This window comes from Micromonospora sp. WMMA1363 (genome assembly GCF_030345795.1).
Classification (GTDB): Bacteria; Actinomycetota; Actinomycetes; order Mycobacteriales; family Micromonosporaceae; genus Micromonospora.
In genome coordinates, this window is record NZ_JAUALB010000001.1 from 1,457,878 (window position 1) to 1,482,283 (window position 24,406).

Annotated in this window: 27 protein-coding genes and 1 pseudogene; 14 read left to right on the plus strand and 14 right to left on the minus strand. The window is 70.4% G+C overall.

Annotation, left to right across the window (positions count from 1 at the left end; genetic code table 11):
* Positions 1-117: 117 nt before the first annotated feature.
* On the plus strand, positions 118-705 hold the full coding sequence (locus tag QTQ03_RS06710; protein ID WP_289277222.1) for a hypothetical protein: 588 nt from the start codon (positions 118-120) through the stop codon (positions 703-705).
* A 67-nt stretch (positions 706-772) separates the two neighbouring features.
* Here QTQ03_RS06710 and QTQ03_RS06715 read toward each other — a convergent pair whose 3' ends face one another.
* The 3 genes from QTQ03_RS06715 to QTQ03_RS06725 all read right to left on the minus strand — a co-directional run bounded on the left by QTQ03_RS06715 (position 773) and on the right by QTQ03_RS06725 (position 2,444).
* A complete protein-coding gene (locus QTQ03_RS06715) occupies positions 773-1,717 on the minus strand; it encodes an NAD(P)-dependent alcohol dehydrogenase (RefSeq protein WP_289280714.1) in 945 nt (314 codons plus the stop codon).
* A 185-nt stretch (positions 1,718-1,902) separates the two neighbouring features.
* Positions 1,903-2,112: a hypothetical protein gene (locus QTQ03_RS06720; protein ID WP_289277223.1), complete on the minus strand. Its 210-nt coding sequence runs from the start codon at positions 2,110-2,112 to the stop codon at positions 1,903-1,905.
* Between the two features lie 47 nt (positions 2,113-2,159).
* Positions 2,160-2,444, minus strand: a complete 285-nt coding sequence (locus QTQ03_RS06725) for a hypothetical protein (protein WP_289277224.1) — start codon at positions 2,442-2,444, stop codon at positions 2,160-2,162.
* A gap of 38 nt (positions 2,445-2,482) precedes the next feature.
* On the opposite strand from QTQ03_RS06725, the gene QTQ03_RS06730 reads away from it, so the two are divergent.
* The gene (locus QTQ03_RS06730) at positions 2,483-3,730 is read left to right on the plus strand and encodes a MalY/PatB family protein (RefSeq protein WP_289277225.1); all 1,248 of its coding nucleotides are present in this window, start codon (positions 2,483-2,485) and stop codon (positions 3,728-3,730) included.
* 53 nt (positions 3,731-3,783) lie between these two features.
* Here QTQ03_RS06730 and QTQ03_RS06735 read toward each other — a convergent pair whose 3' ends face one another.
* Positions 3,784-4,560, minus strand: a complete 777-nt coding sequence (locus tag QTQ03_RS06735) for a peptidase (RefSeq protein ID WP_289277226.1) — start codon at positions 4,558-4,560, stop codon at positions 3,784-3,786.
* Positions 4,557-5,840, minus strand: a pseudogene (locus QTQ03_RS06740) (VWA domain-containing protein). Before QTQ03_RS06740 ends, QTQ03_RS06735 begins: the two are co-directional and overlap by 4 nt.
* Positions 5,841-6,260: 420 nt before the next feature.
* Here QTQ03_RS06740 and QTQ03_RS06745 point away from each other — a divergent pair.
* The 3 genes from QTQ03_RS06745 (at position 6,261) to QTQ03_RS06755 (ending at position 9,900) form a co-directional block, all read left to right on the plus strand.
* Entirely contained in the window at positions 6,261-6,905 is a 645-nt protein-coding gene (locus QTQ03_RS06745) for a DUF4360 domain-containing protein (protein WP_289277227.1), read from the plus strand.
* 224 nt (positions 6,906-7,129) lie between these two features.
* Complete coding sequence (locus QTQ03_RS06750) at positions 7,130-7,771, plus strand: cyclodehydratase (protein WP_289280715.1); 642 nt, start codon at positions 7,130-7,132, stop codon at positions 7,769-7,771.
* 104 nt (positions 7,772-7,875) lie between these two features.
* Entirely contained in the window at positions 7,876-9,900 is a 2,025-nt protein-coding gene (locus QTQ03_RS06755) for a discoidin domain-containing protein (protein WP_502889705.1), read from the plus strand.
* A gap of 130 nt (positions 9,901-10,030) precedes the next feature.
* Here the strand turns inward: QTQ03_RS06755 and QTQ03_RS06760 are convergent, their stop codons facing one another.
* Both QTQ03_RS06760 and QTQ03_RS06765 read right to left on the minus strand, forming a co-directional pair.
* Entirely contained in the window at positions 10,031-11,446 is a 1,416-nt protein-coding gene (locus QTQ03_RS06760; protein ID WP_289277229.1) for an NAD(P)-binding domain-containing protein, read from the minus strand.
* 75 nt (positions 11,447-11,521) lie between these two features.
* Entirely contained in the window at positions 11,522-12,019 is a 498-nt protein-coding gene (locus QTQ03_RS06765) for a GNAT family N-acetyltransferase (protein ID WP_289277230.1), read from the minus strand.
* 102 nt (positions 12,020-12,121) lie between these two features.
* Between QTQ03_RS06765 and QTQ03_RS06770 the strand changes: the two genes are divergently transcribed.
* The 6 genes from QTQ03_RS06770 to QTQ03_RS06795 all read left to right on the plus strand — a co-directional run bounded on the left by QTQ03_RS06770 (position 12,122) and on the right by QTQ03_RS06795 (position 15,292).
* The gene (locus QTQ03_RS06770; protein ID WP_289277231.1) at positions 12,122-12,502 is read left to right on the plus strand and encodes an ArsR/SmtB family transcription factor; all 381 of its coding nucleotides are present in this window, start codon (positions 12,122-12,124) and stop codon (positions 12,500-12,502) included.
* Positions 12,503-12,571: 69 nt separating this feature from the next.
* Entirely contained in the window at positions 12,572-13,258 is a 687-nt protein-coding gene (locus tag QTQ03_RS06775; RefSeq protein ID WP_289277232.1) for a metalloregulator ArsR/SmtB family transcription factor, read from the plus strand.
* Positions 13,255-13,911, plus strand: a complete 657-nt coding sequence (locus QTQ03_RS30245; RefSeq protein WP_353890575.1) for an arsenate reductase ArsC — start codon at positions 13,255-13,257, stop codon at positions 13,909-13,911. Before QTQ03_RS06775 ends, QTQ03_RS30245 begins: the two co-directional genes overlap by 4 nt.
* 36 nt (positions 13,912-13,947) lie before the next feature.
* The gene (locus QTQ03_RS06785; RefSeq protein ID WP_289277233.1) at positions 13,948-14,709 is read left to right on the plus strand and encodes an MIP/aquaporin family protein; all 762 of its coding nucleotides are present in this window, start codon (positions 13,948-13,950) and stop codon (positions 14,707-14,709) included.
* The gene (locus tag QTQ03_RS06790; RefSeq protein WP_289277234.1) at positions 14,706-14,888 is read left to right on the plus strand and encodes a hypothetical protein; all 183 of its coding nucleotides are present in this window, start codon (positions 14,706-14,708) and stop codon (positions 14,886-14,888) included. The genes QTQ03_RS06785 and QTQ03_RS06790 overlap by 4 nt, the downstream gene beginning before the upstream one ends.
* Positions 14,885-15,292, plus strand: coding sequence for an arsenate reductase ArsC (locus QTQ03_RS06795; RefSeq protein ID WP_289277235.1), 408 nt, complete (start codon positions 14,885-14,887; stop codon positions 15,290-15,292). The genes QTQ03_RS06790 and QTQ03_RS06795 overlap by 4 nt, the downstream gene beginning before the upstream one ends.
* 110 nt (positions 15,293-15,402) lie before the next feature.
* On the opposite strand, the gene QTQ03_RS06800 is transcribed toward QTQ03_RS06795, so the two are convergent.
* Complete coding sequence (locus tag QTQ03_RS06800) at positions 15,403-15,966, minus strand: PadR family transcriptional regulator (protein ID WP_289277236.1); 564 nt, start codon at positions 15,964-15,966, stop codon at positions 15,403-15,405.
* Between the two features lie 95 nt (positions 15,967-16,061).
* Here QTQ03_RS06800 and QTQ03_RS06805 point away from each other — a divergent pair, with 95 nt between their 5' ends.
* Together QTQ03_RS06805 and QTQ03_RS06810 are read left to right on the plus strand one after the other, a co-directional pair.
* The gene (locus tag QTQ03_RS06805; RefSeq protein ID WP_289277237.1) at positions 16,062-16,478 is read left to right on the plus strand and encodes a nuclear transport factor 2 family protein; all 417 of its coding nucleotides are present in this window, start codon (positions 16,062-16,064) and stop codon (positions 16,476-16,478) included.
* Between the two features lie 16 nt (positions 16,479-16,494).
* Positions 16,495-17,520 (plus strand): LLM class F420-dependent oxidoreductase, encoded by a 1,026-nt coding sequence (locus QTQ03_RS06810; protein WP_289277238.1) that lies wholly within the window; start codon positions 16,495-16,497, stop codon positions 17,518-17,520.
* Positions 17,521-17,659: 139 nt separating this feature from the next.
* Here QTQ03_RS06810 and QTQ03_RS06815 read toward each other — a convergent pair whose 3' ends face one another.
* Genes QTQ03_RS06815 through QTQ03_RS06830 form a run of 4 tightly spaced genes read right to left on the minus strand, consistent with a single transcriptional unit; the run spans position 17,660 to position 22,364 of the window.
* Complete coding sequence (locus tag QTQ03_RS06815; RefSeq protein ID WP_289277239.1) at positions 17,660-18,970, minus strand: toxic anion resistance protein; 1,311 nt, start codon at positions 18,968-18,970, stop codon at positions 17,660-17,662.
* Positions 18,971-18,980: 10 nt separating this feature from the next.
* The gene (locus QTQ03_RS06820; RefSeq protein ID WP_289277240.1) at positions 18,981-20,123 is read right to left on the minus strand and encodes a hypothetical protein; all 1,143 of its coding nucleotides are present in this window, start codon (positions 20,121-20,123) and stop codon (positions 18,981-18,983) included.
* Between the two features lie 10 nt (positions 20,124-20,133).
* Positions 20,134-20,733 carry a hypothetical protein gene (locus QTQ03_RS06825; protein WP_289277241.1) on the minus strand — a complete coding sequence of 200 codons (600 nt, stop codon included), beginning with the start codon at positions 20,731-20,733 and terminating at the stop codon, positions 20,134-20,136.
* Positions 20,730-22,364: a vWA domain-containing protein gene (locus QTQ03_RS06830; RefSeq protein WP_289277242.1), complete on the minus strand. Its 1,635-nt coding sequence runs from the start codon at positions 22,362-22,364 to the stop codon at positions 20,730-20,732. The genes QTQ03_RS06825 and QTQ03_RS06830 overlap by 4 nt, the downstream gene beginning before the upstream one ends.
* 225 nt (positions 22,365-22,589) lie before the next feature.
* On the opposite strand from QTQ03_RS06830, the gene QTQ03_RS06835 reads away from it, so the two are divergent.
* Complete coding sequence (locus QTQ03_RS06835; protein WP_289277243.1) at positions 22,590-22,829, plus strand: CPCC family cysteine-rich protein; 240 nt, start codon at positions 22,590-22,592, stop codon at positions 22,827-22,829.
* Positions 22,830-22,865: 36 nt separating this feature from the next.
* Here the strand turns inward: QTQ03_RS06835 and QTQ03_RS06840 are convergent, their stop codons facing one another.
* Together QTQ03_RS06840 and QTQ03_RS06845 are read right to left on the minus strand one after the other, a co-directional pair.
* Positions 22,866-23,342 carry a nitroreductase family deazaflavin-dependent oxidoreductase gene (locus tag QTQ03_RS06840; RefSeq protein WP_289277244.1) on the minus strand — a complete coding sequence of 159 codons (477 nt, stop codon included), beginning with the start codon at positions 23,340-23,342 and terminating at the stop codon, positions 22,866-22,868.
* 246 nt (positions 23,343-23,588) lie between these two features.
* A complete protein-coding gene (locus QTQ03_RS06845; protein WP_289277245.1) occupies positions 23,589-24,401 on the minus strand; it encodes an SAM-dependent methyltransferase in 813 nt (270 codons plus the stop codon).
* Positions 24,402-24,406: the final 5 nt, after the last annotated feature.

Here is a 24,406-nt window from a genome sequence, read left to right on the forward strand (position 1 = left end):
ATCAGACGCCACCGGACGTCGAGCGGTTCCCACGCCACTGACGGATGTTCCCGTGGGCGGACCACCGGCGGCTGGCCCGGGTGCCGCACCGGGTCGCCGAGCAGGTTGCAGCGACAGGTGAGCTCGCGTCCCGCGGAGACGCGTCTCGACTCCCGGCGCACCCCGGTAGTAGTGGTGTCCCGCCCCCGGGGCGAAGACCGCGTCGAGGACGCTGACGGCGGCGGCGACGTCGACGTGCGTGTCGAGCGGGCGGACATCGACGCCCGCACACGCCGCCGCCACGACCGGTCCCGCCGGCTCCGGTGCCGGCGCCGGGTAGGCGAGGGCCGCGACCGGATCGGCCAGTGGGTCGGGAGCGAACACCTGCCGGGTCGCTGCCTCAACCAACTCGGTGATGGCGACGACCGCCTCCGCCGGATCGTCGGTGAGAACACGCGGGCCCTCGGTGGGCAGCAGTTCGGCGATGACCTCGCCGATGACGGCCTCCGGCACGTCGGCGGGCAGGACATCGGCGACGATCTCGGCGAGCGGGCCGACAACAGGGTCAACGGGCTCGGACACGGCGGCCTGCCTTCGGGCGTGCGAGAGAAGATGCAGCGACGCTGGTGTCCGGAGGCCGGGCGTCTGTCCGGAGGCCGGGCGTCGGCCGGTCACTGTCCCGGCGCCGCGCACCGGGACAGTGACCGGCCGATGACGTGTCGATGAACAGCCGACGACCGGAGGTTGGCGTATGTCAACGCCACCTCCGGGCGCAAGGCTGGTCACCCGGGCATCAGCCCGGCACCCGAATAATGATCTTTCCCCTCGACCGTCCCGACGCGCTCAGGTCATAGGCCCGGTTGATCTCGTCGAGCGAGAACGTGTCTCCGATGTACGTCGATACCTTCTGCTGCTCCATCAGGGCACTGATCTGCTTCAGCTGCTTCAGTCCTCGGGTTGGTACGAGGACGAAGGTGGCGCGCCTACCACCGGTGGAGACATAGCCCTTGAGCTTTCCGGTCAGGTTCCGGAGAGAAGGCACGGTCGATACGAACAGCCCTCGTTCGGTGAGGATGGAGAAATAGGCCTTGTAGTCCTCATTCCCCACCGTGTCGAGGATCAGGTCGAACGGACCGTGGCTGGCGGGGGCGATGACCCGCTCCTTGGTGTAATCGATGACGTGGTCCGCGCCCAGGCTCTTCACCAGTTCGACGTTGCGCGTGCTGCACACGCCGACGACCTCCGCGCCGAGCGCCTTGGCCATCTGCACGGCGAAGGTTCCGATTCCCCCAGAAGCCCCTACGACAAGGACCTTCTGCCCGGGTGTCAGCTTCCCGTAGGTGGTGAGTCCGTGCCAAGCGGTGATCCCGGCGGTGGGCACACCCGCCGCCTGCTCGTGTGAGACGTCGTCCGGCTTCTTGATGACCTGGCCAGCGGGAACTGCGAGGTACTCACTCGCGCATCCCTTGCCAGGGCCCCTCAGGGCGAAGACCGGATCTCCCACCTGACAGCTGGTGACCTTCGCCCCTACCGCTTCCACCACGCCGCTGAAATCCGCCCCCGGCTTGTACTGAAGGCCGAGCCGTGACATCGTCCTCAGCCATTTCCAGTCTGACGGATTGACACACGTGGCGTGCACCTTGATCAGCAACTCGTTGGCCTTCGGTCGGGGCCTCGGCCGCTCCCCGACTATCAGCCCTCGGCCCTTTTCCAGGAAAGCCGCTCTCATCGTGTTCATGTACGTCACGCAACCTTGGTAATCTCTCGTTGCCGATGATGTCGCCCATCACCCGGCGACAACCGCAACGGCCCGGAGCGGCGCGGGCGTCGCCTGTCGCGGACCGGCCCGCACCGCTCCGAAAGGCTTGCGGTCGTCCACGGCGAGCGTACTCGCACAGCACCGCGTTGGTTGCGAGATGCCCCTCACCCCCGCGCGGAGGCGCCGACCTTCGCCGGTAGCCCATCGCGGTACTCTGTGGCGGGCGCGACGACCTCAAGGCTTCCGCCATGCTCCAGCACGGCAGCGGCGAACAGCTGATCCGCACCATCGGCCAGGCAGGAGAGCCCGATGAGGTCCGAGCCGGCGGGCGCGACTCGGTCGAGCTGCGCCTCGATTCCAGCGGCAACCAGCACGGAAACATCAGACGACAGTCCTCGGTGTCCACTTACCGCTACCCGCGTCAACGTTCCTCCCGATAGGTGGCGTACAAGCGTTCATCCAGCTCGGTGACCGCGCGGCTTGACCGTGCGCCAATAGTGTTACGGAACGTGGCGACAGCGCGGGTGACTCGCTCTGAATCATAGGTCTGCCCCACGTCGAACGCCTCGGCGGCGAGCTTGCACGCCTCGTCCACCCTGCCGGACCTGTGGTCACCACGCTGCCCGACGTGGCACGGCTGGACATCGACCGCCACGACCGCCCGGTGCGGTGGCGCGTACACCCAGTCGGCTCGTGGACATACCACGACATCCTCCCGTCCGGATTCGATCTAAGGTGGGCGGCATGGCAAGCCCCGTACCATCCGCCAACGGTTCCGGAGCACAGAATCCGCTCACCCGCCTGAGGCTGGACGAGCTTCGGCAGCGCACCAGCGTGAAGTGGCGCAAGCACCCGCCGGACGTGCTTCCCCTCTGGGTGGCGGAGATGGACGTACCGCTCGCTCCCCCGGTGGCCGACGCGCTCCGTCGCGCCGTCGACGTCGGTGACACCGGGTACCCGCACGGGACGGCGTACGCCGAGGCGGTCGGTGACTTCGCCGCCCAGCGCTGGGCCTGGAACGACTTCCGGGTCGAACGCACCACGATCGTGCCCGACGTGATGATGGGCATCGTCGAGGTGCTCCGGCTGGTGACCGACCCCGGCGACGGGGTCGTGATCTGCTCCCCCGTGTACCCGCCCTTCTACGCGTTCGTCGGCCACGCCGACCGGCAGGTGATCGAGGCCCCGCTCGGGCCCGACCTGCGCATGGACCTCGCCGCGCTCGACGAGGCCTTCCGCCGGGCCCGAGCCCACGGCCGCCGGCCGGCGTTCCTGCTGTGCAACCCGCACAACCCGACCGGCGTCGTCCATCGTCGGGACGAACTCGAGGCCGTCGCCGAACTGGCATGCCGGCACGGCGTGCGGGTGGTCTCGGACGAGATCCACGCCCCCCTGGTGCTCCCCGGGACGGACCTCACCCCCTACCTCACGGTGGCCGGCGCCGAGGACGCGTTCGCCCTGATCTCCGCCTCGAAGGCGTGGAACCTCGCCGGCCTGAAGGCGGCGCTCGCGGTCGCCGGTCCACGGGCCGCCGCCGACCTGGTCCGCATGCCGGAGGAGGTCAGCCACGGCCCCAGCCACCTGGGCGTCGTCGCGCACACCGCCGCGTTCCGCGCTGGTGGGCAGTGGCTCGACCTGCTTCTCGACGGCCTCGACGCCAACCGCGCGCTGTTGGCGACGCTGCTGGCGGAGCACGTCCCGTCCGTCACCTACCACCGCCCCGAGGGCACGTATCTCGCCTGGCTGGACTGCACCAGGCTGGGCTCCGGCTCGGGGCAGGCGGCCGGCGGACCTGGCGTGGTCAGCGATGTCGCCGGGCCCGCGAAGATGTTTCTCGACCGGGCGCGGGTCGCGCTCAGCTCCGGGCACGTCTTCGGCACCGGCGGGGCGGGCTTCGTGCGCCTCAACTTCGCCACCTCACCCGCGATCCTCACCGACGCCGTCACCCGGATGGGTCACGCGGTGCGGGCGCAGCACGCACCGCCGCGCTGAGCCGTGACCGGCACCGGTGGTCGCCGCCTCGGGGCGGCGACCACCGGTGCCGGTCACGGCCGACGCGGGCGGCGGGTGAGCCCGAAGCCGACGACGCCGGCCGCGGCCGCCAGGACGCCGCCCACCGTGCTCCAGATCCACCGCGAGCCGAGGTCGGGCAACCAGTCGACGTATCCGCCGTCGTGTTGCGCGGTCGGTTGTGCCGTCGGTTCGGCGCTGGCCACCGTGCCGGCCTTGGTGGGCGGCACCAGCGGCGCCTTCAGCTCGCCGTCGTCGCGGGAGTCCTGCCCGTCCGCGCTGACCAACAGCTGCACGTCCATCGGAAGGCCGAGGTCCGCCTCCGGCAGATCGGCCACCGACAGCCGGACGTAGTACGTCCCGGGCAGCGGGTCGGCCGACCAGGGCTCGGCCCAGGACCGTACCTGCCGCAGCGTGCAGCCGAGCGACACGCTGCCGGCGGCGGCGTCGACGGTGGGGGTCTGGGCACCGGACGTGCAGGCCTGGCGGCGCCGTAGCCCGTCGAAGACCTCCACCGTCCAGGTCGACGCGCCGCCGCGCGACTTCGGGAACGACACGGTAGCGGTGATCTCGTGCCGTTCACCGACGGCTGCGGGGTACGACCAGTACAGGTAGTCGCCGATGGCGGCGTCGACCTGGGCCGGCTGCCCGGCGGCGATGCCGGCGGCGGTCAGGAAGGAGGTCCCGGCCCGGGTGACCGGGGTGGCACCCGGAGAAGGTGTGGGCGTGGCCAGCACCGGGGCCGGCGTGGCCAGCAGGGCCAGACCGGCGGCGGCCAGCGCGGCACCGCCACGGATCGTCGGGGTGTTCATCGGTTCTCCCTCCAGGTCGCCACCCACCAGCGGGTGAGCAGGCCGGCGACCAGTCCGGTGAGCAGGCCGGCCACGGTCAGCAGCACCAGCAGTACCCAGCCCCGGCCAAAATCCGGAGCGGTCGGGGCGGGGGACGCCGCGACCACGTCCACGGTCAACTCGACCGGCATGCCGGGCGTCGCCTCGGTGCCCGGCCGGGGCGCGAACGCGTTGCTCACGACCAGGCAGACGATGGTGGCCGGGACAACCGAGGTGGCGTCCGGCGGTGGCGTACCGTCCGCCTACTCCTCCCCTGCCGACCAGCGCAGACCGGCGGAGACCACGTCGGTACGGCCGCTGCCGGCGTCAACGCCACGCACCAGTTCCCGACCGTCGGCGGCGGTCGCCCGCAGCAGCACCCCGTAGTCGGGGTTGACCGGACGGTCCAGCGACACGCTGACCGAGGCGCGCAGTTCCTGCCCGGGCCGGACCGGCACCCGGTACCACCGATGCTCCGAGAATGTCTCCCGGTCGCTGTACACGCCTGCGCCGAGCAGGGGCGCGTCGTCGCACGCCGAACGGCCGGCGATCACGGCCGGGGCGGCAGTGTGGGTGTCCTTCGCCCGTTCGACGAGTTGCTTGATCCGACCGGTCAGCTCGTCGGCGCTCTGCGCGGCGGTGTACGTGCCTCCCGTGGCCGTGGCGATGCAGAGCAACTGACGGCGCACCTTCTCGTCCGGGGCCAGGCCGAGCGTGTCGACCACCAACTTCGTACCCTGCGCTGCCAGTTCCCGGGCCACCTGGCAGGGGTCCGGCGGGGAGCAGGTGTCCTCGCCGTCGGTGATCAGCACGATCCGCCGGGCGGTCGTGCCGGTGCCGAGATCCTGGGCCGCCGAGCGCAGCGCCAGCCCGACCGGGGTGAACCCGGTCGGGCGCAGGGTCGCCACCGCGGCCTTGGCCTGTACCCGATCGACCTGGCCGACCGGCACGATCTGCTGGGTGTCCAGGCAGCCCTGCTTCTTGTCCTTGCCCTGGTAGGTGGCGCCCAGGACGCGGATGCCGAGCTGGGTCTCTTCGGGCAGTGCGTCGACCACTTCGTTGAATGCCTGCTGGGCAACGGAGATCCGGCTACGTCCGTCGATATCCCGGGCCCGCATCGAGCCGCTGACGTCGAGTACCAACTCGACCCTTGGCGGCTCGGCCGGGGTTTCCTCGTTTGCGCGGGCCGGCGTCGGACCGGGCATCAGGGTCGCCGCCAGCAACCCGATGAGGACGGCCGCCGATCGCTTTTTCTGGATCACCGGGCGGAGTGTAGGTGCTGTCCACTTCGGAGGATCATCCGGGTCGGCGTCCGCGCGACGGCGCGGACATCCGGGGAAACATGTAATATTTTCACGGGTTGCGGTGAAGGACCTATCGGTCATTTCCACCGTGCTGGCGAGGCGGCGACGGGCGTCCGACCTCCCCGCCCTGTCGTACGGTATGACCTCAATGAAATATGCCCAGGACATTGATTTGCATTAATATTGCAAAGGTCGTCGACACGGTGCGAACCCCCTCTCCCAAGCGCCCGTAGCCTCGGGTGCGCGGTCCCGACTGGACTTCCGAAACCCCTCACCACCCCCCTTTCGACCGAAAGATGTCCGGCTTTCCCGGGGTGCCGGACAGTCCACCTCCAGTCGGTGCCGCCGATGGCACACCGAGGCACAGGAAGGGCCCCCATGTTCAGTTGGCTTGCGACCGGAGGTCTGATCCTCTCCCTGCTCACGCCCACGAACCCGGTGGTGGAGTTCCCCGAGCCCGTAACTCCTCCCCCCAACCACATCGTCATCGACCTGGTCACCGTCAACGGCTCCGGCTGCCCGGCCGGCACCGCCGCCGTCGCCATGTCGCTCGACAACACCGCCTTCACCGTCACCTACAGCCAGTTCCTCGCCCAGGTCGGGGTCGGCGCGGGGCCGACCGACTGGCGCCGTAACTGCCAGCTCAACCTTCGGGTGCACGTGCCGCAGGGCTTCACCTACGCGGTCGCCCAGGCCGACTATCGCGGCTTCGCCGCCCTGGCCGACGGGGCAACCGGGGTAGAGCGAGCAAACTACTACTTCCAGGGCATGTCACCCACGGCCTACTCGACCCACACCTTCGCCGGCCCAATGATCGACAACTGGCAGGCCACCGACGTCACCGACGTCGCCGCTCTGGTCTGGCACCCCTGCGGCGAGCAACGAAACTTCAACATCAACACGGAGCTCTGGACCCTCGCCGGCACGTCGGACACCAGCACGACGACGAGTTTCATGACGATGGACTCGACCGACGGAGCCATCTCCACCATCTACAACCTCGCCTGGAAGACCTGCCCGTAACGACACCTGACACGCGCCGGCCGGGTGCCCACGGCGACCGGCCGGCGCGTGCCGCGCCCACCGTTCCCGCATCCCTTCCGCACTGTCACCACCCGCCGCGTCGCCGGCTCGCTGGCCCGCGGTCCCACACCACCACCTCGACGCCCGGCACGGGGCGGGACCTGCGGTGACCGTCCGTCCGGGCGTCGTCCACACCGATTCGACATCAGCTATGGAGGATGACGATGTCTCCGACGTCCCGACGACTGCGTGTGCTGGTGGCTGCTGCCGCCGCCGTTGCGATCAGCATGGTCAGCGCGTCTCCCGTATCGGCTGACGACACCGCTGTCGACTTCGCCTGCCAGGCCCGGCCGCCCATCGTCCCGGCCCAGACCTTCGGCCTGTCAGCCGGCGTCGACGCGACCGCACCCGCCACGGTCGCCTCCGGCAGCTCCTTCACCGTCGCGCTCGCCCCCGCACCGCTTACCGTGCCCGGCTCGGTGGGCGGCTACACCGTGCGGGAGATCCGTGATCTCAAGCTTTCCATTCCCGTCCCCGCCAACGCGACCCTGACCGGGCAGCACCTCTCCGGCGGTTCGGGGCTGGGCAGCGCACCGCCCACCGTCGGCGTGGCCAACGGCAGGGTCGTCGTGACGGTGCCCGGCCCGATCAGTGGAGGAAGCACGTTCACGCCGCCCACGCTGACGCTGGCCATGACCGCCGGTGCGTCCGGCACGACCGTCGAGACGAGGGTCGCGGGCGACAGCTACGGCAACCCTGGTCTCACCTTCACCGCCCGGGTGCCGATCCTCTTCTTCACGGCCAACGTCCCGACGTCGTGCTACCCCTCGCCCAGTCCGGTGCTCAGCTCGACGACGGTCGTCTGATGAGGAGCAGAGCGTTCCGGCGTCCGGGCAATCCGCTGGCTCGCTCCCCGCGAGTACCCGGCGTGCTCTCCACTCGGCCCCCACGTCGTGGCCGTCGGAGTTTCGTGACGTGGGCTGTGGTGATCACCGCGGCCACCCTGCTGCTGGGTACGTCGGCACCCGGTTCAGCGGACGAGTCCGGCTGGTGGGTCCCGACCGCCCGGCCGGCGCCCGACTCCTCGATCGACGTCATTGGCGCCCCGTTCACCGGCACCGACGCGGAGGGGCAGGTGAGGGGCTTCGTCGACGCGCACAACCACCTGATGTCCAACGAAGCCTTCGGTGGGCGGCTGCTCTGCGGCAAACCGTTCTCCGAGCACGGCATCGCCGACGCGCTCAAGGACTGTCCGGAGCACTACCCGGACGGCTCGCTCGCCCTCTTCGACTTCCTCACCAACGGCGGCGACGGCCGGCACGACCCCGATGGCTGGCCGACATTCAAGGACTGGCCGGCCCACGACTCGAAGACCCACCAGCAGAACTACTACGCCTGGATCGAGCGGGCCTGGCGCGGTGGCCAGCGGGTCCTCGTCAACCACCTCGTCACCAATCAGGTGATCTGCTCGCTCTACTTCTTCAAGGACCGCAGCTGCGACGAGATGACCTCCCTGCGGCTACAGGCCCGCAAGACGTACGAGATGCAGGACTACATCGACCAGATGTACGGTGGCCCGGGCAGGGGATGGTTCCGCATCGTCACCGACAGCGGGCAGGCCCGCGAGGTCATCCGCCAGGGAAAGCTGGCCGTCGTCCTGGGGGTCGAGACCTCCGAGCCGTTCGGCTGTAAGCAGATCCTGGACATTCCCCAGTGCACCAAGGACGACATCGACCGCGGACTCGACGAACTGTACGGCCTCGGGGTACGCAGCATGTTCCTGTGCCACAAGTTCGACAACGCCCTGTGCGGGGTCCGGTTCGACTCCGGCACCACCGGCACCGCGGTCAACGCCGGTCAGTTCCTGTCGACCGGAACCTTCTGGATGACAGAGAAGTGCACGGGTCCGCAACAGGACAACCCGATCACCATCGGTGCCATACCCGGACTGGAGAAGCTGCTTCCGCCCGGCGTGCGGCTTCCGTCGTACCCGGCGGAGGCACGGTGCAACATCCGCGGGCTCACCGCGCTCGGCGAGTACGCCCTGCGCGGCATGATGGAGCGCAAAATGCTGGTCGAGATCGACCACATGAGTGTCAAGGCCACCGGCCGGACCCTGGACATCCTCGAGTCCGTCTCGTACCCCGGGGCGATCTCGTCGCACAGCTGGATGGACCTGAACTGGACCGAACGGGTGTACGGCCTCGGCGGGTTCATCGCCCAGTACATGCACGGTGCCGGGCGGTTCATCGCGGACGCATACCGCACGAAGGCGCTGCGGGACGCTTACGGGGTCGGCTACGGCTTCGGCACCGACATGAACGGTTTCGGAAACTGGCCGGGCCCCCGTGGCGCGGACACCCCGAACCCGGTCCGGTACCCGTACCGTTCCGCCGACGGCGGTGCCGTCCTCGATCGGCAAACGACCGGCGAACGCACCTGGGACATCAACATCGACGGTGCCGCGCACTACGGTCTGGTACCCGACTGGGTGGAGGAGATCCGGGTCCTGGGGGGCCAGGGGGTCGTGGATGACCTCCTGCGCGGCGCCGAGTCGTACCTCGGCACCTGGGCAGCGTCGGAGGGCCACGCGCCCGGGGCGAACCTCGCTGCGGGCTCGTCCGCCTCGGCCAGTTCCACGTTGTGGAGCCCGTTCACCACCTTCGCCGCCCGTCGAGCCGTGGACGGCAACCCAACGACACGCTGGGCGAGCTGGTGGAGCGACGACCAGTGGCTGCGGCTGGACCTCGGGTCTCCACACCTGATCCGGCGGGTCACCCTGAACTGGGGGCCCTCCTACGCCAAGGCGTACCGCGTCGAGGTGTCAACCGACGGCAACGTCTGGCGGACCGTGTCGTCCACGTCGGCCGGTGACGGCGGTCTGGACACGGTGACGTTCGCCGCCACGTCGGCCCGCCACGTCCGCGTCCACTGCCAGAAACGCGGGACCCTGTTGGGCTACTCGCTGAACGAGGTCGGCGTCTACGGTACGTGAGGAAGCGCAACGGACCAGGTGGGCGTGCATCACCCTGTCCGGCCCTGGGCCGGAGGCGATCGCGGCGGGCAGCGGGTACGGCTGCTCGACGGATGGCAGGTGGTGCACGCCCGCCACCGCGGTGGGGCCATCAGCTGCCACTGCGGCCACCAGTTCGGCCGCCGGACGGGGTGTCGGGGTTGATCAGGTTCAGCGGAGCGGTCGGCGGGCCGTCGGCGGTTCCGGTGACGAGCCCCGTACCGGCCGGCCGGGCCGTCGGGGCGGGACCACAGCAGCTGTCGGTGCCGGTCGAGTCGGCGGGGCTGCTGTTGCAGACCCCGGTCTCGGGCAGGTCGAGCTGGACGTCGCGGGCGGCGGCCCAGTCGCCGGCGAGCGCGGCGACCACGGACCGGACCTGCTCGTAGCCGGTGGCCATGAGGAAGGTAGGCGCGCGGCCGTAGCTCTTCATGCCGACGGCGTAGTAGCCGGGCTCGGGGTGGGAGAGCTCGTCGACGCCGTGCGGCGGGACGGTGCCGCAGGAGTGCTCGTTGGGATCGATCAGTGGGGCGAGGGCTCGGGTGGCGCCCATGATCGGATCGAGGTCCAGGCGCAGTTCGGCGGCGATGGTGTGGTCGGGTCGGAAGCCGGTGGCGGCGACGACGCGGTCCACGGTGATGGACTCGGCGGAGCCGTCGGCGTGCCGGACGACGACGGCAACCCGCCCGGCGCTCGGGTTGATCGCGTGAACGGAGAAGCCGGCGAGCAGGCGGATGCGACCGGCGGCGACGTAGTCGCGCAGCCGGGAGCCGAGCGCCCCGCGGGCGGGGAGGGCGTCTGCGTCCCCGCCGCCGTAGCTGCGGGTCGGAGATGCCGAGCGGATGGCCCAGGTAACCTCCGTGCCCGGTTCCCGCACGGCGAGGTCGGCGAGACAGAGCAGAGTGTTGGCGGCGGAGTGGCCGGCACCGACGACCAGGGTGTGGCGGCCGGTGAACCGGGCGCGGTCGGCACCGAGCACGTCCGGCAGGGCGTGTTCCAGGAAGGCGGTGGCGGTCTGCTCACCGCGGGCAGGCAGGCCGGAGGCGCCCAGAACGTTGGGGGTGCCCCACGTGCCGGAGGCGTCGATGACAGCCCGGGCGAGGATTTCCTCACCGGTGGCGAGGCGGATCAGGAAAGGAGCGCGCTCGCGGCCGGCGGTGCGGAGCCGGTCGTAGCCGAGGCGGCTGATCGCCTCGACCCGGGCCCGGTAACGCACCCGCGGCTTGAGCTGGGACAGGTCGGCAAGGGGTTGCAGATAGTCGGCGACGATCTCCGCACCGGTGGGCAGGGCTTCGAGGTCGGGGGCGACCCAGCCCGCGTCGTCCAGGAGCCGCCGGGCGACCGGATCCAGGGCGTACCGCCATGGGGAGAACACGCGGACGTGGCCCCACTGGCGGACGGCGGCACCGGCGCTGTCGCCGGCTTCGAGGACGGTGTGGGGCAGGCCGCGTTCGTACAGGTGGCCGGCGGCCGCGAGGCCGACCGGGCCGGCGCCGACGACCGCGACGGGTAGCTGGTCCAGGGCGCTCATCAGGCAACTCCTTGGCTTGAGATTCATCGAATCAGCAGGGTGCGGTGACCCGCCGGCTACCGGGGAGGGCGGGTGTCAGGTGACGACGGGGCTGCGACGTTCGAGGAGGACCACGTCACGCCACCGGCCGTGGTGGCGGCCGACGCGTTCGCGGGTGCCGATTGTCCGGAACCCGGCGCCCTGATGCAGGGCCAGGCTCGCGGTGTTCTCGGGGAAGATGCCGGCCTGGATGGTCCAGATCCCGGCGGAGTCGGCGGAGGCGATCAGGGCATCCAGAAGGATCCGGCCGGCGCCGGTGCCCCGCGCGACGGGGTCGATGTAGACGGAGTGCTCGACCACCCCGGCGTAGACCGCGCGGGTCGAGGTGGGTGAGACGGCGATCCAGCCGATGACGTGGTCGCCCGGGTCGACGGCGACGAAGCGGTGCCCCGGCAGCCGGCCGGCGTCGAACGCCGTCCAGGTCGGCGCGTTGGTTTCGAAGCTGGCGTCGCCACTGTCCAGGCCGGCCTGGTATACGGCGAGGACCCGCTCGGCGTCGTCCGCGGTCATGGGGCGGACGGTGATGTCGGCCATCTGCAGGCTCCGTTCGGGTGAGGGCCACCTCGGGGCACCTTGTCTTGACGTCCATCGAACCAGAGGTTTGCACATTGATTAGAGAGATGTCAACCTAGAGGCATGTCGAAACAGCAGGGGTCGCCACCCGTCGACCTCACCACCGACACACCGTGCTGCCCACCGCTCGCGCAGCGCCGGGTTCCCGCCGAGACAGCCGCGATGCTCGCGCCCGCGTTCAAGGCACTCGGCGAACCGGTACGGCTGCAGCTGTTGTCGATGATCGCCTCCGCCGAGGACGGCGAGGCGTGCGTGTGCGACCTGACTCCAGCGTTCGACCTGACCGGCCCGACGATCTCCCATCACCTCAGGACGCTGCGCGAGGCGGGCCTGGTCGATGCCGAGCGGCGGGGCACCTGGGTCTACTACCGCGCCCGGCCGCAGATCCTGGGCCAGCTCGCCGCCCTGCTGTCGATGGAGTCGACCCCCGCGTCCGGTCAGTAGGCGCACGGCACCGACACCCGCGGCGAGGTCAGCTTGACTCCACCATCTTGCTCAGTAATAATTGAGTCAATGAACGCTGATCCGTCCACCCTCGCGAAGCGAGCCCGGACCCACGCCGCCCTCGGCGACCCGGCGCGCCTGGCGATCGTGGACGCGCTCACTCTGGGCGACGCCTCCCCCGGAGAGATCGCCCAGACCCTCGGCATGCCGACGAACCTGGTCGCCCACCATATCAAGGTCCTCACCGACGCCGGCCTGGTCACCAAGAGTCGTTCCACGGGAGACCGACGCCGCATCTACCTGCGACTCCACCCGGAGGCTCTCGCCGCCCTCGCCGCCCCACGCCTGACCGGCGTCGGCCGGGTGGTGTTCGTGTGCACCCACAACTCGGCCCGCTCCCAGCTGGCCGCAGCCCTGTGGAAGCAGCGCACCCGCCGCGCTGTCGCGTCCGCGGGCACGAAGCCTGCCGAGCGGGTCCACCCCCGCGCGGTCGCCGTGGCCCATCGCCACCACCTCGACCTCGACCCGACCGGCACCGCGCACGTCGCAGACACCGTTCGTCGGGACGACCTGGTGATCGCCGTGTGCGACAACGCGCACGAGGAACTGACCGGCCCGATCCGGCCCCGCCTGCACTGGTCCGTGCCCGACCCGGTGCGCGTGGACACCGACGAGGCGTTCGAAGCGGCGTACGCCGACCTCGCCGACCGCGTCGACCGGCTCGCTCCCGCCGTTCTGCCCGGAGGTCGCCGGTGACCGACACCACCGCCCGCCGGCACCAGGAGATCACCCTCGACCAACAGGTCGCCCTGCGCACCGCCGCAACCCGGCTGGCCGAGGAGTTCGCCGGCAGCTACGGCACCGAGACCGTCGAGCGGTTCCTGCGCAGCAGCTACGACCAGTTCGCCGCCGCCACCATCCCCAACTACCTTCCGCTGCTAGCCGAACGTTTCGCCCGGCAGCGGCTGCACGCGCTGGCCCGGGTGGAGGGACGTCACCGCGACGCGCGTCCGGTCGTGCTGTTCCTGTGCACCCACAACGCCGGCCGCTCCCAGATGGCCCTGGGCTTCGTCACCCACTTGGCCGGCGCCCACGCGGTCGCGTGGTCCGGCGGCAGCGAGCCCGGCATCGAGGTCAACCCCGCCGCGGTCGCGGCGATGGCCGAACGTGGGATCGACATCTCCGAGGAGTTCCCCAAGCCGTGGACCGAGGAGGTTGTCCGCGCCGCCGACGTGGTGGTCACCATGGGCTGCGGCGACGCCTGCCCCATCTTCCCCGGCACCCGCTACGAGAACTGGAACGTCGACGACCCCGCCGGTCTGGACGTGGCCGACGTGCGGCCGATCCGGGACGAGATCGAACGCCGGGTCCGCCGGCTGCTCGGCGATCTGGACATCACCACCAGGTAACCGGCACCTCGGCGCGCTGAGGTGCCCGCACAGATCATGGGAGAGATCAAACTGATGACCATCGCACTCTGGCGGCGCCTGCTGGCCGAGTTCACCGGCACCGCCCTGCTGGTCACCGCCGTGGTCGGCTCCGGAATCATGGCCGCCGCCCTCTCCCCCGGCGACGTCGGCCTCCAACTGCTGGAAAACTCGATCGCCACCGCCTTCGCGCTCGGAACGTTGATCCTGATCTTCGGCCCGATCTCCGGGGCGCACTTCAACCCGGTCGTGTCCGCCGCCGACTGGCTCCTCGGACGCCGCGCCGGCACCGGCCTGACCGCCCGCGATCTCGGCGCCTACGTAGCGGCCCAGATCCTCGGCGGGATCACCGGATCCGTGCTGGCGAACCTGATGTTCGGCCTCGCCGCAATCGACTTCTCCGGCAAGGACCGGGCCGCCGGGCACCTCTGGCTGGGCGAGGTCGTCGCCACCGCCGGGCTGGTCCTACTGATCTTCGCTCTCGCCCGCTCCGGCCGCGCGCCGATCGCCCCCGCCGCCGTCGGTGCCTACATCGGGGCGGCGTACTGGTTCACCTCGTCGACCTCGTTCGCCAATCCGGCCGTCACCATCGGCCGGGCGTTCACCGACACCTTCGCCGGCATCGCCCCCGCCTCGGTGCCCGGGTTCGTACTGGCGCAGTTGGCCGGACTCGCCGTCGGCGTCGGTCTACTCGCCGCCCTCTACCCCGACGCCGGCGACGCCGCCGACCAGGTGGTCGTCCCCGCCGAGCCGGCAGCGACCGTCAGCCGACGGTCATGACACGTCGACCGGACCAGCGCCGGTCCCTTCCCTCGGTGACCGAGCGGCGACACCGTCCCGGCCGCAACCCGCTGATCGACCACGACAGCACTCTCGGCCACGTCCCGTCCGGCAACGCCGACGATGCGCCGGTCGTCCGGACCCACAACCCGCACCGCATCAGGAGAGGCACCTCATGAGCGACAAGCCCAGCGTCCTGTTCGTCTGCGTCCACAACGCCGGACGCTCCCAGATGGCCGCCGGCTGGCTCCGCCACCTCGCCGGCGACACCGTCGAGGTCCGCTCCGCCGGCTCCGCCCCCGCCGACCAGGTCAACCCCGCCGCCGTCGCGGCCATGCGGGAGGTCGGCATCGACATCACCGGCCAGGCCCCCAAGCTCCTGCAGTACGAGACCGCGGCGTCCTCCGACGTCATCGTCACCATGGGCTGCGGCGACGCCTGCCCCGTCTTCCCGGGCAAGCGCTACGAGGACTGGAAACTCGAGGACCCCGCCGGCAAGGGCGTCGAGGCGGTCCGCCCGATCCGCGACGAGATCCGCGACCGGGTGCAGAAACTGCTCGCCGAGCTGCGTCCCCCTGCGTGACACCCTCCCCACGCCCGCCCACCGGCTTCTGCCGGCGGGCGGGTCGCCGCGGCGGTGGCCGCCCCGGGCCATCGGGGCGGATGGCGTCGGGGACCTGTCTGCCGGCGCCGTCAGTGCGGCAGCGGCGCCCGGGCGCGTAGCAGCGCGGCGACCTGCTCGCACCACTCGCGGTTCTCCTGTTCGAACCGGCGGCCGCGCAGGCACGTCAGGTACGGCCCGATCCGGTCGCCTTCGCGCAGGAACGTCTCCTCGTCCAGCTCACCGCGCAGCCGCTGCAGCATTCGATCGCAGATGTCCACCTTCGCCGCCGCCACGACCGCGCGGTCCTCGAGCTGGGCGATGACCGGCGTCGGGTCGAGGCGGTCGACGGCCTGGACCATGACCAACAGGTCCTCCCGGACCGACGACGGTTTCGACGGCGTGGCCGCGAACGCGGCCAGCTCCGCCAGGCCGGCGTCGGTGATCGTGAAGAGTCGCTTGTTGGGCCGGTCCCGCTGGATGACCTGCCGGCCGGCGACCAGTCCCTCGCGCTCCAGCTTGGCCAGCTCGACGTAGAGCTGCTGGGGCACCGCGTACCAGAAGTTCGCCAGCGACACGTCGAAGACCTTGGCCAGTTGGTACCCGCTGTACTCGCCGTCGAGCAGTGCCGCCAGCACGGCGTGGCGCAGCGCCATCGGCCCGACCTCCCGCTTCCCTCATCCCATAGTCAGTGATATGACTACTCCTACAGTTGACTATAGAACGCAGCAGGGGACCAGAGGAGGCAGCGGTGAACACCGTCGAGCGATTCCGTGCCGCCGTTGAGGATCGAGACCTGACCGCGTTCGACGGGTTGTTCGACCCGGACGTGCGCTTCTTCAGCCCGGTGAAGTTCACGCCGTTCGAGGGGGCGCAGGCCGTACACGGGCTCCTCAACGTGCTCCTGCGCACGTTCGAGGAGTTCCGGTACGTCGGGCAGTTGGCCGGCGAGGCCGAGATCGGCGCGGCGGGCCGGCCGGTCGAGTCGCACATCCTCATCTTCCGCGCGGCCGCGGGTGGCAGGCAGATCCACGGCCTCGACCTGCTCCAGCTCGGCGACAACGGCCTGATCGTGGAGTTCACGGTCATGGTCCGCCCGCTGTCCGCCGTCAATGCCCTGAGTGAAGCGGTCCTCGCCGGCCTCGCCGCCGACGGGATCGCCCTGTGATCCGGAAGGACGCGCGATGAAACTCGGCTACACCACCGGCTACTGGTCCGCCGGCCCACCCGCCGGTGTCACGGACGCAATCGCGGAGGCCGACCGCCTCGGCTTCGATTCGATCTGGGCCGCCGAGGCGTACGGGTCCGACTGTCTCACCCCGCTCGCCTGGTGGGGCGCCGGCACCTCCCGGGTGCGGCTGGGGACCAACATCATGCAGATGTCGGCGCGGACGCCGACCGCCGCGGCGATGGCGGCGCTCACCCTCGACCACCTGTCCGGCGGCCGGTTCATCCTCGGGCTCGGCGCCTCCGGTCCGCAGGTCGTGGAGGGATGGTACGGCCAGCCGTACCCACGGCCGTTGGCCCGCACCCGGGAGTACATCGAGATCGTCCGCGCTGTCCTCGCCCGTACCGGCCCGGTCGAGTACGACGGCGCGTTCTACCAGCTACCGCACCGCGGCGGCACCGGCCTGGGCAAGCCGCTGAAGTCCACCGTCCATCCGCTCCGCGGCGACATCCCGATCTTCCTCGCCGCCGAGGGGCCGAAGAACGTGGCGCTGGCCGCCGAGATCGCCGACGGCTGGCTACCGTTGTTCTTCTCCCCCAAGGCGGACGGCTTCTACCGCGCCGCACTGGCGGAGGGCTTCGCCCGACCAGACGCCCGCCGCGACCCCGACACGTTCGAGGTCGCCGCGACGGTGCCGATCGTCGTCGACGACGACGTGGAGCGGGCGGCAGACCAGATCCGACCGTTCGTCGCGCTGTACGTCGGCGGCATGGGCGCCAAGTCGGCCAACTTCCACCGTGACGTCATCGCCCGCCTCGGATACGAGCGGGAGTGCGAGGTCATCACCGAGGCTTACCTGGCGGGCAACAAGCGGGAAGCCGTCGCCGCCGTGCCGACCACACTGGTGGAAGACATCGCGCTGATCGGGCCGGCCGCGAAGATCAAGGACGAGCTGCCACGGTGGCGCGAGACGGTGATCACCACCCTGTTGGTCCAGGGCGGCCCGCGGCAGCTACGCCAGATCGTCGAGTTGGTCGACTGACGCCACGTCGACCCGGACGGCCACGTCGACCCGGACGGCCACGTCGACCCGGACGGCCACGTCGACCCGGACGGCGGTGCGGGCCAGCCGTGGCAGAGCAAGCCTCGCGATCGCGGCGTTGACCAGTGACCGTCGCTGGTCAACGCTGCTGCGGCACCACGGCCGGGGCCTGCTCCAGCACGGCGGTCGGCAGCTGCGGCCCGGCGGGCAGCGCCACCGGTTCCTTGGCCCGGGTGACCAGCTCGACCACCGTACGGCTGAGCCGCTGCGAGGACTCCGACATGGACTGGTTGGCGGTCACGATGGCGCCCATCACGTCCGCACGCTTCTGCTGACCGTAGCGGACCGCCTCCTCGATGCCGCGGGCCTGCGCGTCGATCGACTCGGCGACCTCCAGAATGGTCTCCGGGCGGACGGTCGGGGTCTGGATCACCCGGGCGATCTGCGGGACCGCTGTCTTCGACGCGGACGCGTACGCCGACAGCACGTCGTTGGCCCCGTCGGCGACCGCCTGCTGCATGTCCGCGGCCTGGTTGGCCTGCAACAGCAACGCCCACTGGGCGATGGTCAGCTTCATCGTCGGGATGGTCAGGTTGATCAGCAACGCCAGCCGCTGCCCGAGGCCGTAGTTGAGGGTGCGGATGTTGCGCACCTGCGGCGAGGTGGACCAGGCCACGAAGAGCCGCTGCTGGAACTCGTTGATCCGCACCTCGAGCACCTGGATGAACTCGGTGACCACGGAGAGCCGCTCACGCCGGTCCCGCTCGTCCGGTGCGCCCGGGGTCACGACGATCGTGTTCGCGTCCGCGAGTGCCTCGTCGCGTACCAGCTCCATCACCGCGATGGCGCCGACGAGCTGCCCGATGGCCGCCTCGTTGGCCTTGTAGAGCTCGTCGCAGAGCACCACATTGCGGCGCAGCTGCAACTGTTTGTCGCTGAGCTGCCCGGCCACCCGGTCGAGCTGCTGTTCGACGGTGCGCGCCTCCTCGAAGAGCATCTCCAGCAGGTCGCGGCCCTTGCGGAACAGGCCGCGGATGGCGTCGGAGAACTTGGTGAAGGTCTCCCGCACCTTCGGGTCGCTCGGGTCGTACGTGCGGCGGAAGCTGCGCATCCGGTCGTTGATCTGGTGCATGATGCTGGTCAGCTCCGGGATGTCGACCCGACCCACCTCCCGGAAGATCCGGCCCACCTGGGTGTTGACCTGGTCGAGCGCCTGGTTGCCGAAGCCGGCCAGGGCCTCGGTGTTGACGACCATGGTCGGGTAGAGCTGCCGGGCCGCCGACCGGGCCTGCTCGAGCTGTGCCGGGTTCAGCAGGTCCGTGCAGGCGAAGGTGGCTGGCTCCGCACTGGCTGACAGGGCGGTGGTGATGGCGGAGTCGGCGGCACCGGCCGGCGGATCGGCCCGGCCGCCGACGATGCTACCGAAGTCGATCTGCAGTTCCTCGGTCATGATTATCCCTTCACGCGCAGGTGTTGGCGTCCTTCATGCAGCTGAGCAGTGCGAGCGTCACGTCAGCGGCGGGCGCGGGAGCGGCGCGGATCTGGTCGGCCAGGCCGATGCCCGGGAAGTCGCCGACGTCGTTGGCGCCGACCCGCACGGCCGAGCGGAATCCGTACCGCTTCCAGGCGATGTCCTGGATCTTCGGGTCCTTCATCGCGTCGATGAACCGATTCGCGTCCGGGTCGAGGGCCAGCACCGGGTGGTCGCTGTAGATGGTCGGGTCCGGGTAGAGCACCCGGACGTTCTTGAGCAACGTGGACGCACCGTCGCCGCTCTGCACCACCTGCTGGATGAGCTGGTTCTCGTAGCCGGCGTAGAGCGGCGCCTTGAACTCGCCGCCCTGGGTGAGCCACTCCCGGAACCCGGAGTCGGAGCTGCGCGCCTGCAGGCCCTGCGCGTCGTGTAGGGCACGCAGGGTGGGCAGCGCCTTCCGGGCCTGGGCCAGGCTGGGCGCGGAGAAACCGTCGGCGGTGGCGATGACGCCGAGCTCGAGCTGGGCCAGTGTGAATCCGCTGTTGGACTTGGCCGGGTCGGTACTGGCCACGGTGATCGGGCCACGCAGGTCGGCCGCGCCGATCGCCTCCCAGGTGCCCCGCTTGATCACGTGGTCGAGCAGCAGGCGTTTCATGTCGACGACGTAGTACCGCTCGCCGCGGCGCTGGACGATGCCCGCACGCACCAGCGCCGCCGTGCCGCGCGGCCCGGCGTAGATCACCTCCGGCGACTGGAGCAGGTTCTCCGCCCGGTAGCCGGAGAACGCGCCGGGGTGCTGGGCCTCGAACACCCCCTGTGCGCTGGCGCTGGACGGCCAGAGGCAGTCCAGCTTGCGAGCCTTGATCTCGTCGGTGCTCAACTGCACCTGGTCGTACGAGCCGAGCGGCGCGAAGGCGACCTCCAGCCGGTAGTCGTCCCGCAGGATCCGCTTCACCTCCGGGTCGGCCATCAGTTCGGACTTCTCCGAGCCGCCGACGCAGGTGACAGTGACGGGCGCGGCGGCGGCTGACGGGGTGCGGGTCGACCGTTGCCAGAGCGCCGCCGCGCCGACGCAGACGGCGATCACCGCAACCAGTCCGACCAGGAACCGGGGGCTCGGCAATCTCAACGTAACTCCTTCATCGGCCCAGGTCGGGCAGGCTCGGCGGGGCGACGGTGTCCAGGTTCGCGGCGTACCTCGCGATCTCGCCCTGGTTGACCAGGCGGACGCTGTCCAGGGCGAAGTCGGCGAAGCGACGGAAGGCCGCCTCGCCGTCGCTTCGCAGCCGCTCGGGATCGTGGTACAGGACCGGCTGGCGCTGGATGTCGAGGTACTGCCGGACGGCTCCGTCCAGGCTGCGCAGGTGTCCGCCGACCTGGGCGGCGGTGGAGTAGAGGTTGTCCGGCGAACGTTCCCGCACCCGCTCGAACAGCTCCGGTACGTACCTGCAGGCGTCCTCCAGGGCGCGGCGGGCCTCGGCGCGGCGGACCTCGCCGCTGAGCCGCTCGATGCCGCGGATCACCCCCAACGCCTCCTCGACCCTGACCCGGGCCTCGTCGGCGTAGCTGTCCCGGTCGACCCGGGCGGCGGTGCGGTCGTCGAGCATCAGATAGAGCCCGAGCGCGGTGCCCGCGGCCAGCAGCGGTGACCACAGCAGGCTGTCGGTGATCGCCAGCGTCGCCACGAACGCCACCACCGCGGCGACCAACGCCACCGGGGCGGCGAGCCGATGCCTCACCGGTATCCCGCCGCCTGCCGCAGAGCCGCCACCAGGTCGTCCTGTCGGACGGCGGTGCCGTTGGTGGCGGTGGCGACCTCCTCGAGCTGGCGGGGGTCGGCGTCCCGGCCGAAGGCGATGGCGACCACCGGCGCCCCGGTGGACCTCAGCGCGTCCAGCGCCGGCCGCCGGTCCTTCGTGCTGGACTGCCCGTCGGTCATCAGCACGACCAGCCGCTTACGGTCGCCAACCGGTGTCCCGGCGAGCGCCCGTGCGGCCTCGTCCAGGCAGGCGTACATGTTGGTACCGCCGGCGGGCCGGTAGTTGGTCACCTTGCCGGCCAGGTCGCGCAGCGCGGCGACGTCGTTGCCCTGCACCTGCCAGGGGCTGCCGCCGGTGACCCTGCTGTTGAAGATCGTCACGGTGGTGCGGTCATCGGGGTGGGTCTGCAGGAAGTTCCGCGCCGCCTGCTCCGGATCGAAGATCTGCCCGGCGGCGGCCTGAATGCCGGTCCAGCCGTCGTTCTCGCCCATCGAGCCGCTACCGTCCAGGCAGTACCAGACGTCGACCGGCCGACGGTAGCGGGTCTGGTAGCGGTCCAGCGCGGCCTGGATGACCGGTGCCGACGGAAACTGGATGCCCTGCTCGTTGATGGTGCCCTGGATACCCCACTCCGGGTTGAACACGGCGGGATCGGGCTTGTCCAGGGTGAGCCCCACGCCGGCCGCCGGTCGGCGACCGAGTTTGAGCAGCGCCGCCTGGGCGTCGGCGTCCCGCAACAGGTGTTCCTGCAGCTCGGTGAAAATCTGGTGGGCAGTGTCGTTCCCGGCCTGGGGAAGAAAGCCCAGCGGCGCGTCGCTGACCGCCAGCGAGCCCCGGGGGTACGCCACCAGCAGCGGCTCCCTGCCCTCCTTCGCCAGCTCGATGTTCTTCTCGATGACCAGGTCCTCGTAGGTGAACATGGCCCGGCACTGGTCGGGGTGAGCGAGGCACTCGGTCATCAGCGTTCCGGTCGACGGCGGGGTCTGGTCCATCGCCTTGACGAACCGGGTGACGCCCTGCTCGACTGCGGGCGAGTCGAGCTGCTGCTGGGTGAGCGAGGTGCCGGGGCCGTTGCCGGCGAAGTGGTTCAGAAAGCCGAACAGGACGGTGGCGCCGGAGTTCGACTGCGTGGGATTGGTGATCCAGACCCGGGTCTTCCCGGACTCGACGGCACGCAGGATGTCACCGATCGGGACGTCGGTGCGACCGGCGAAGCCGAGCTTGGTCATCTCAGAACGCCAGGCGGCGAAGACGACCGGGGTGAGGAACATCGGCCGGACGTCGCGCAGGGTATTGGCCTGGTCGCCGAGCTGGAGAAAAACGCTGGAGGCGAACCAGTACGCGTCGTGGTCCCGGCTGCCGCCGGCCAGCAGCCGAGCCTGGTCCACCGAGCCCTTGTAGGTGACGTCGCACGCGTACTGGCGGGCGGCGCACCACGGCTTGACGATGGTGTCCACCACACTCTGCTGTTCGCTGCCGGCGACGATCCGCAGTGCACCGTTGGTCGACGCACCGCTCCGCTCGGCGGAGCGCGTCCCGATCGTGCAGCCGGCGACCAGCACCAGCATCACCGCGGCCAGCGCCATGAACCTCGTGGCCCGCACCTGCACCCCATCTCTCCCTGATCGTCATCCACCACCTTCGGGTGGACCGGGCTCGTTGATAGCACCGGCATACCAACGCCAGAGCCAACATCTGGTGAACTCGTGACCCGGGTTCCGACGTGACCGGGTTCCATCGGTGGCGGATCACCCTCCGGTCGACGGTCGACGGATCGCGCTCCGCGGTCCAACCCGGGGTGCCCTCGGGCGGATTGTCATGGGAGGCTTGCCGGCGTGATTCAGCAATCCGTCGACGGGTGTCCCTGCTGCGGCTACCGGACCGGCTGCACGACCTGCCCGGTCTGTTTCTGGACCGATGACGGGCAGCGGGACGCGGACGCCGACGTGGTCTCCGACGGCCCCAACGGGGAGATCAGCCTGAGCGACGCCCGGCTCAACTTCGCCATCTACGGGGCGAGCCACCGACGGTACCTCGACGTGGTTCGCCCGCCCCGCAGCGACGAGCTGCCGTAGCGATGCCGACGAGCGACCGCTCCGCCGACCTCCACCTCACGAGGGATTCGGCACCAGGCGCAGGAAGGGTAGCCGACGACCCACCTCGCGGAAGTCGTCGGCACTGCCGTCGACGGCAAAACCCAGCACGGCGCAGAGTTTCCTGGCCAGGACCGGATTCCGCTCGCCGTACCGGGCCATGGCGAACTCCCCTTCCCCGGGGCGAAGCGGGACGGCGACGGCGCGGGTCCGCCGCCGTCCCACCTGGATGGTGACGCCCGGGTTCGCGAGGACATTCCGGTACCACTGGGCCCGGACGCCGAACCCGGAGCAGACGAGATAGCTGTCCCCGTCCCGGCCGACGACCTCGATGACGACGTCGCGCCGGCGCCCGGAGACCCGCCCGGTGTGTACGAGGTACAGAAAGCGCCCACCCAGCCTCGCGCCGAGGCCGACACGGTAGAGGTACACCGGGAGACGGAACATCAGCCGCCGCATCCCGGTGGGTGCTTTGGGTTTCCCGATGCTCTCCATGGCCACCCTCCCGGTGCTGTCGTCACCTCTCGCCGCGCCCCCGCCGATCGGGCGGCGCCCTACCTACCTCGGCCTGGATCAGATCAGCAGGCCTACGGACGTCCCGCGACCGGTGCGATTCCGCCGCTGCCCGCGGTCGGTCATCCATGGTGGCACGAATCCGGCCGCACTCCTGGGCGCCGCCCGCGTCGCCGCCCTCCGGGTCGGCGAGGTATCGGTCGCCGCGGGCCAGGAGTGCGACGGCGGCTACGGCTTTCTGCCGAGGCCGGCATAGATCGAGGCGTCCGCGTCGGCGGCCGTCGGGTCGTCAGAGTCTGGCCGCCAGCGGGGCGCGGCGACCACGCCGGGCTCCACCGGCTCGAGACCGGCGAAGAACCCGTCGACCTGAGCATACGGGCGCAGGTTCATGTCCACGCCGTTCTGCCGCAGCAGGGCGGCGGAACGATTCATCTTGTCTGGACTGAAATCCGCCGTGAGGTGGGTCAGTGCGAGGTAGCTGCCGGACGGAAGGGCTTCGAGCAGCTCCGCCAGTATCCGGTCTGGTCGGTCGTCGTCCGGGATGAGATGCAGCAGCGCGATCAGCAGGAGCGCCACCGGCTGGTCGAGGTCGAGGGTGGACCGCAGCCGTGGCGACGACAGGATCCGGCCGACGTCGCGAACGTCGGCGTCGATGTAGTCGGTGCGCCCCTCCGGACTGCTGGCCAGGAGCGCCCGGGCGTGGCTCAGCACGATCGGGTCGTTGTCGACGTAGACGACCCGGGCGTCGGGTGCGCTCGCCTGGGCTACCTGGTGGACGTTCGGTGCCGTTGGCAGGCCGGTGCCGATGTCCAGGAACTGCCGGATGCCGACCTCGGCCGCCAGGTGCCGGACGACGCGGGTCATGAAGGCTCGGTTCTCCCGGGCTGTGGTCCGGATCTGCGGGTTGATCCTGAGGCCCTGTTCGGCCAGCACGCGGTCGGCGGCGAAGTTGTCCTTACCGCCCAGCACGTAGTCGTACACCCGCGCCGGGTGTGGAATGTCGGTTCGGAGATCGACCGGATGCTGCCGCAGCTCACTCATCGCAC

What these genes read in the sequence shown, in the direction of transcription:
- QTQ03_RS06765 (WP_289277230.1), bottom strand. Translation starts at nt 12,019, where the DNA reads ATGGCCGACATCACCGTCCGCCCCATGACCGCGGACGACGCCGAGCGG.
- QTQ03_RS06840 (WP_289277244.1), bottom strand. Translation starts at nt 23,342, where the DNA reads ATGGAGAGCATCGGGAAACCCAAAGCACCCACCGGGATGCGGCGGCTG.
- QTQ03_RS06760 (WP_289277229.1), bottom strand. Translation starts at nt 11,446, where the DNA reads ATGAGCGCCCTGGACCAGCTACCCGTCGCGGTCGTCGGCGCCGGCCCG.
- QTQ03_RS06715 (WP_289280714.1), bottom strand. Translation starts at nt 1,717, where the DNA reads ATGAACACGATGAGAGCGGCTTTCCTGGAAAAGGGCCGAGGGCTGATA.
- QTQ03_RS06770 (WP_289277231.1), top strand. Translation starts at nt 12,122, where the DNA reads ATGTCGAAACAGCAGGGGTCGCCACCCGTCGACCTCACCACCGACACA.
- QTQ03_RS06775 (WP_289277232.1), top strand. Translation starts at nt 12,572, where the DNA reads ATGAACGCTGATCCGTCCACCCTCGCGAAGCGAGCCCGGACCCACGCC.
- QTQ03_RS06815 (WP_289277239.1), bottom strand. Translation starts at nt 18,970, where the DNA reads ATGACCGAGGAACTGCAGATCGACTTCGGTAGCATCGTCGGCGGCCGG.
- QTQ03_RS06745 (WP_289277227.1), top strand. Translation starts at nt 6,261, where the DNA reads ATGTTCAGTTGGCTTGCGACCGGAGGTCTGATCCTCTCCCTGCTCACG.
- QTQ03_RS06785 (WP_289277233.1), top strand. Translation starts at nt 13,948, where the DNA reads ATGGGAGAGATCAAACTGATGACCATCGCACTCTGGCGGCGCCTGCTG.
- QTQ03_RS06800 (WP_289277236.1), bottom strand. Translation starts at nt 15,966, where the DNA reads ATGGCGCTGCGCCACGCCGTGCTGGCGGCACTGCTCGACGGCGAGTAC.
- QTQ03_RS06845 (WP_289277245.1), bottom strand. Translation starts at nt 24,401, where the DNA reads ATGAGTGAGCTGCGGCAGCATCCGGTCGATCTCCGAACCGACATTCCA.
- QTQ03_RS06795 (WP_289277235.1), top strand. Translation starts at nt 14,885, where the DNA reads ATGAGCGACAAGCCCAGCGTCCTGTTCGTCTGCGTCCACAACGCCGGA.
- QTQ03_RS06810 (WP_289277238.1), top strand. Translation starts at nt 16,495, where the DNA reads ATGAAACTCGGCTACACCACCGGCTACTGGTCCGCCGGCCCACCCGCC.
- QTQ03_RS06735 (WP_289277226.1), bottom strand. Translation starts at nt 4,560, where the DNA reads ATGAACACCCCGACGATCCGTGGCGGTGCCGCGCTGGCCGCCGCCGGT.
- QTQ03_RS06790 (WP_289277234.1), top strand. Translation starts at nt 14,706, where the DNA reads ATGACACGTCGACCGGACCAGCGCCGGTCCCTTCCCTCGGTGACCGAG.
- QTQ03_RS06750 (WP_289280715.1), top strand. Translation starts at nt 7,130, where the DNA reads ATGTCTCCGACGTCCCGACGACTGCGTGTGCTGGTGGCTGCTGCCGCC.
- QTQ03_RS06730 (WP_289277225.1), top strand. Translation starts at nt 2,483, where the DNA reads ATGGCAAGCCCCGTACCATCCGCCAACGGTTCCGGAGCACAGAATCCG.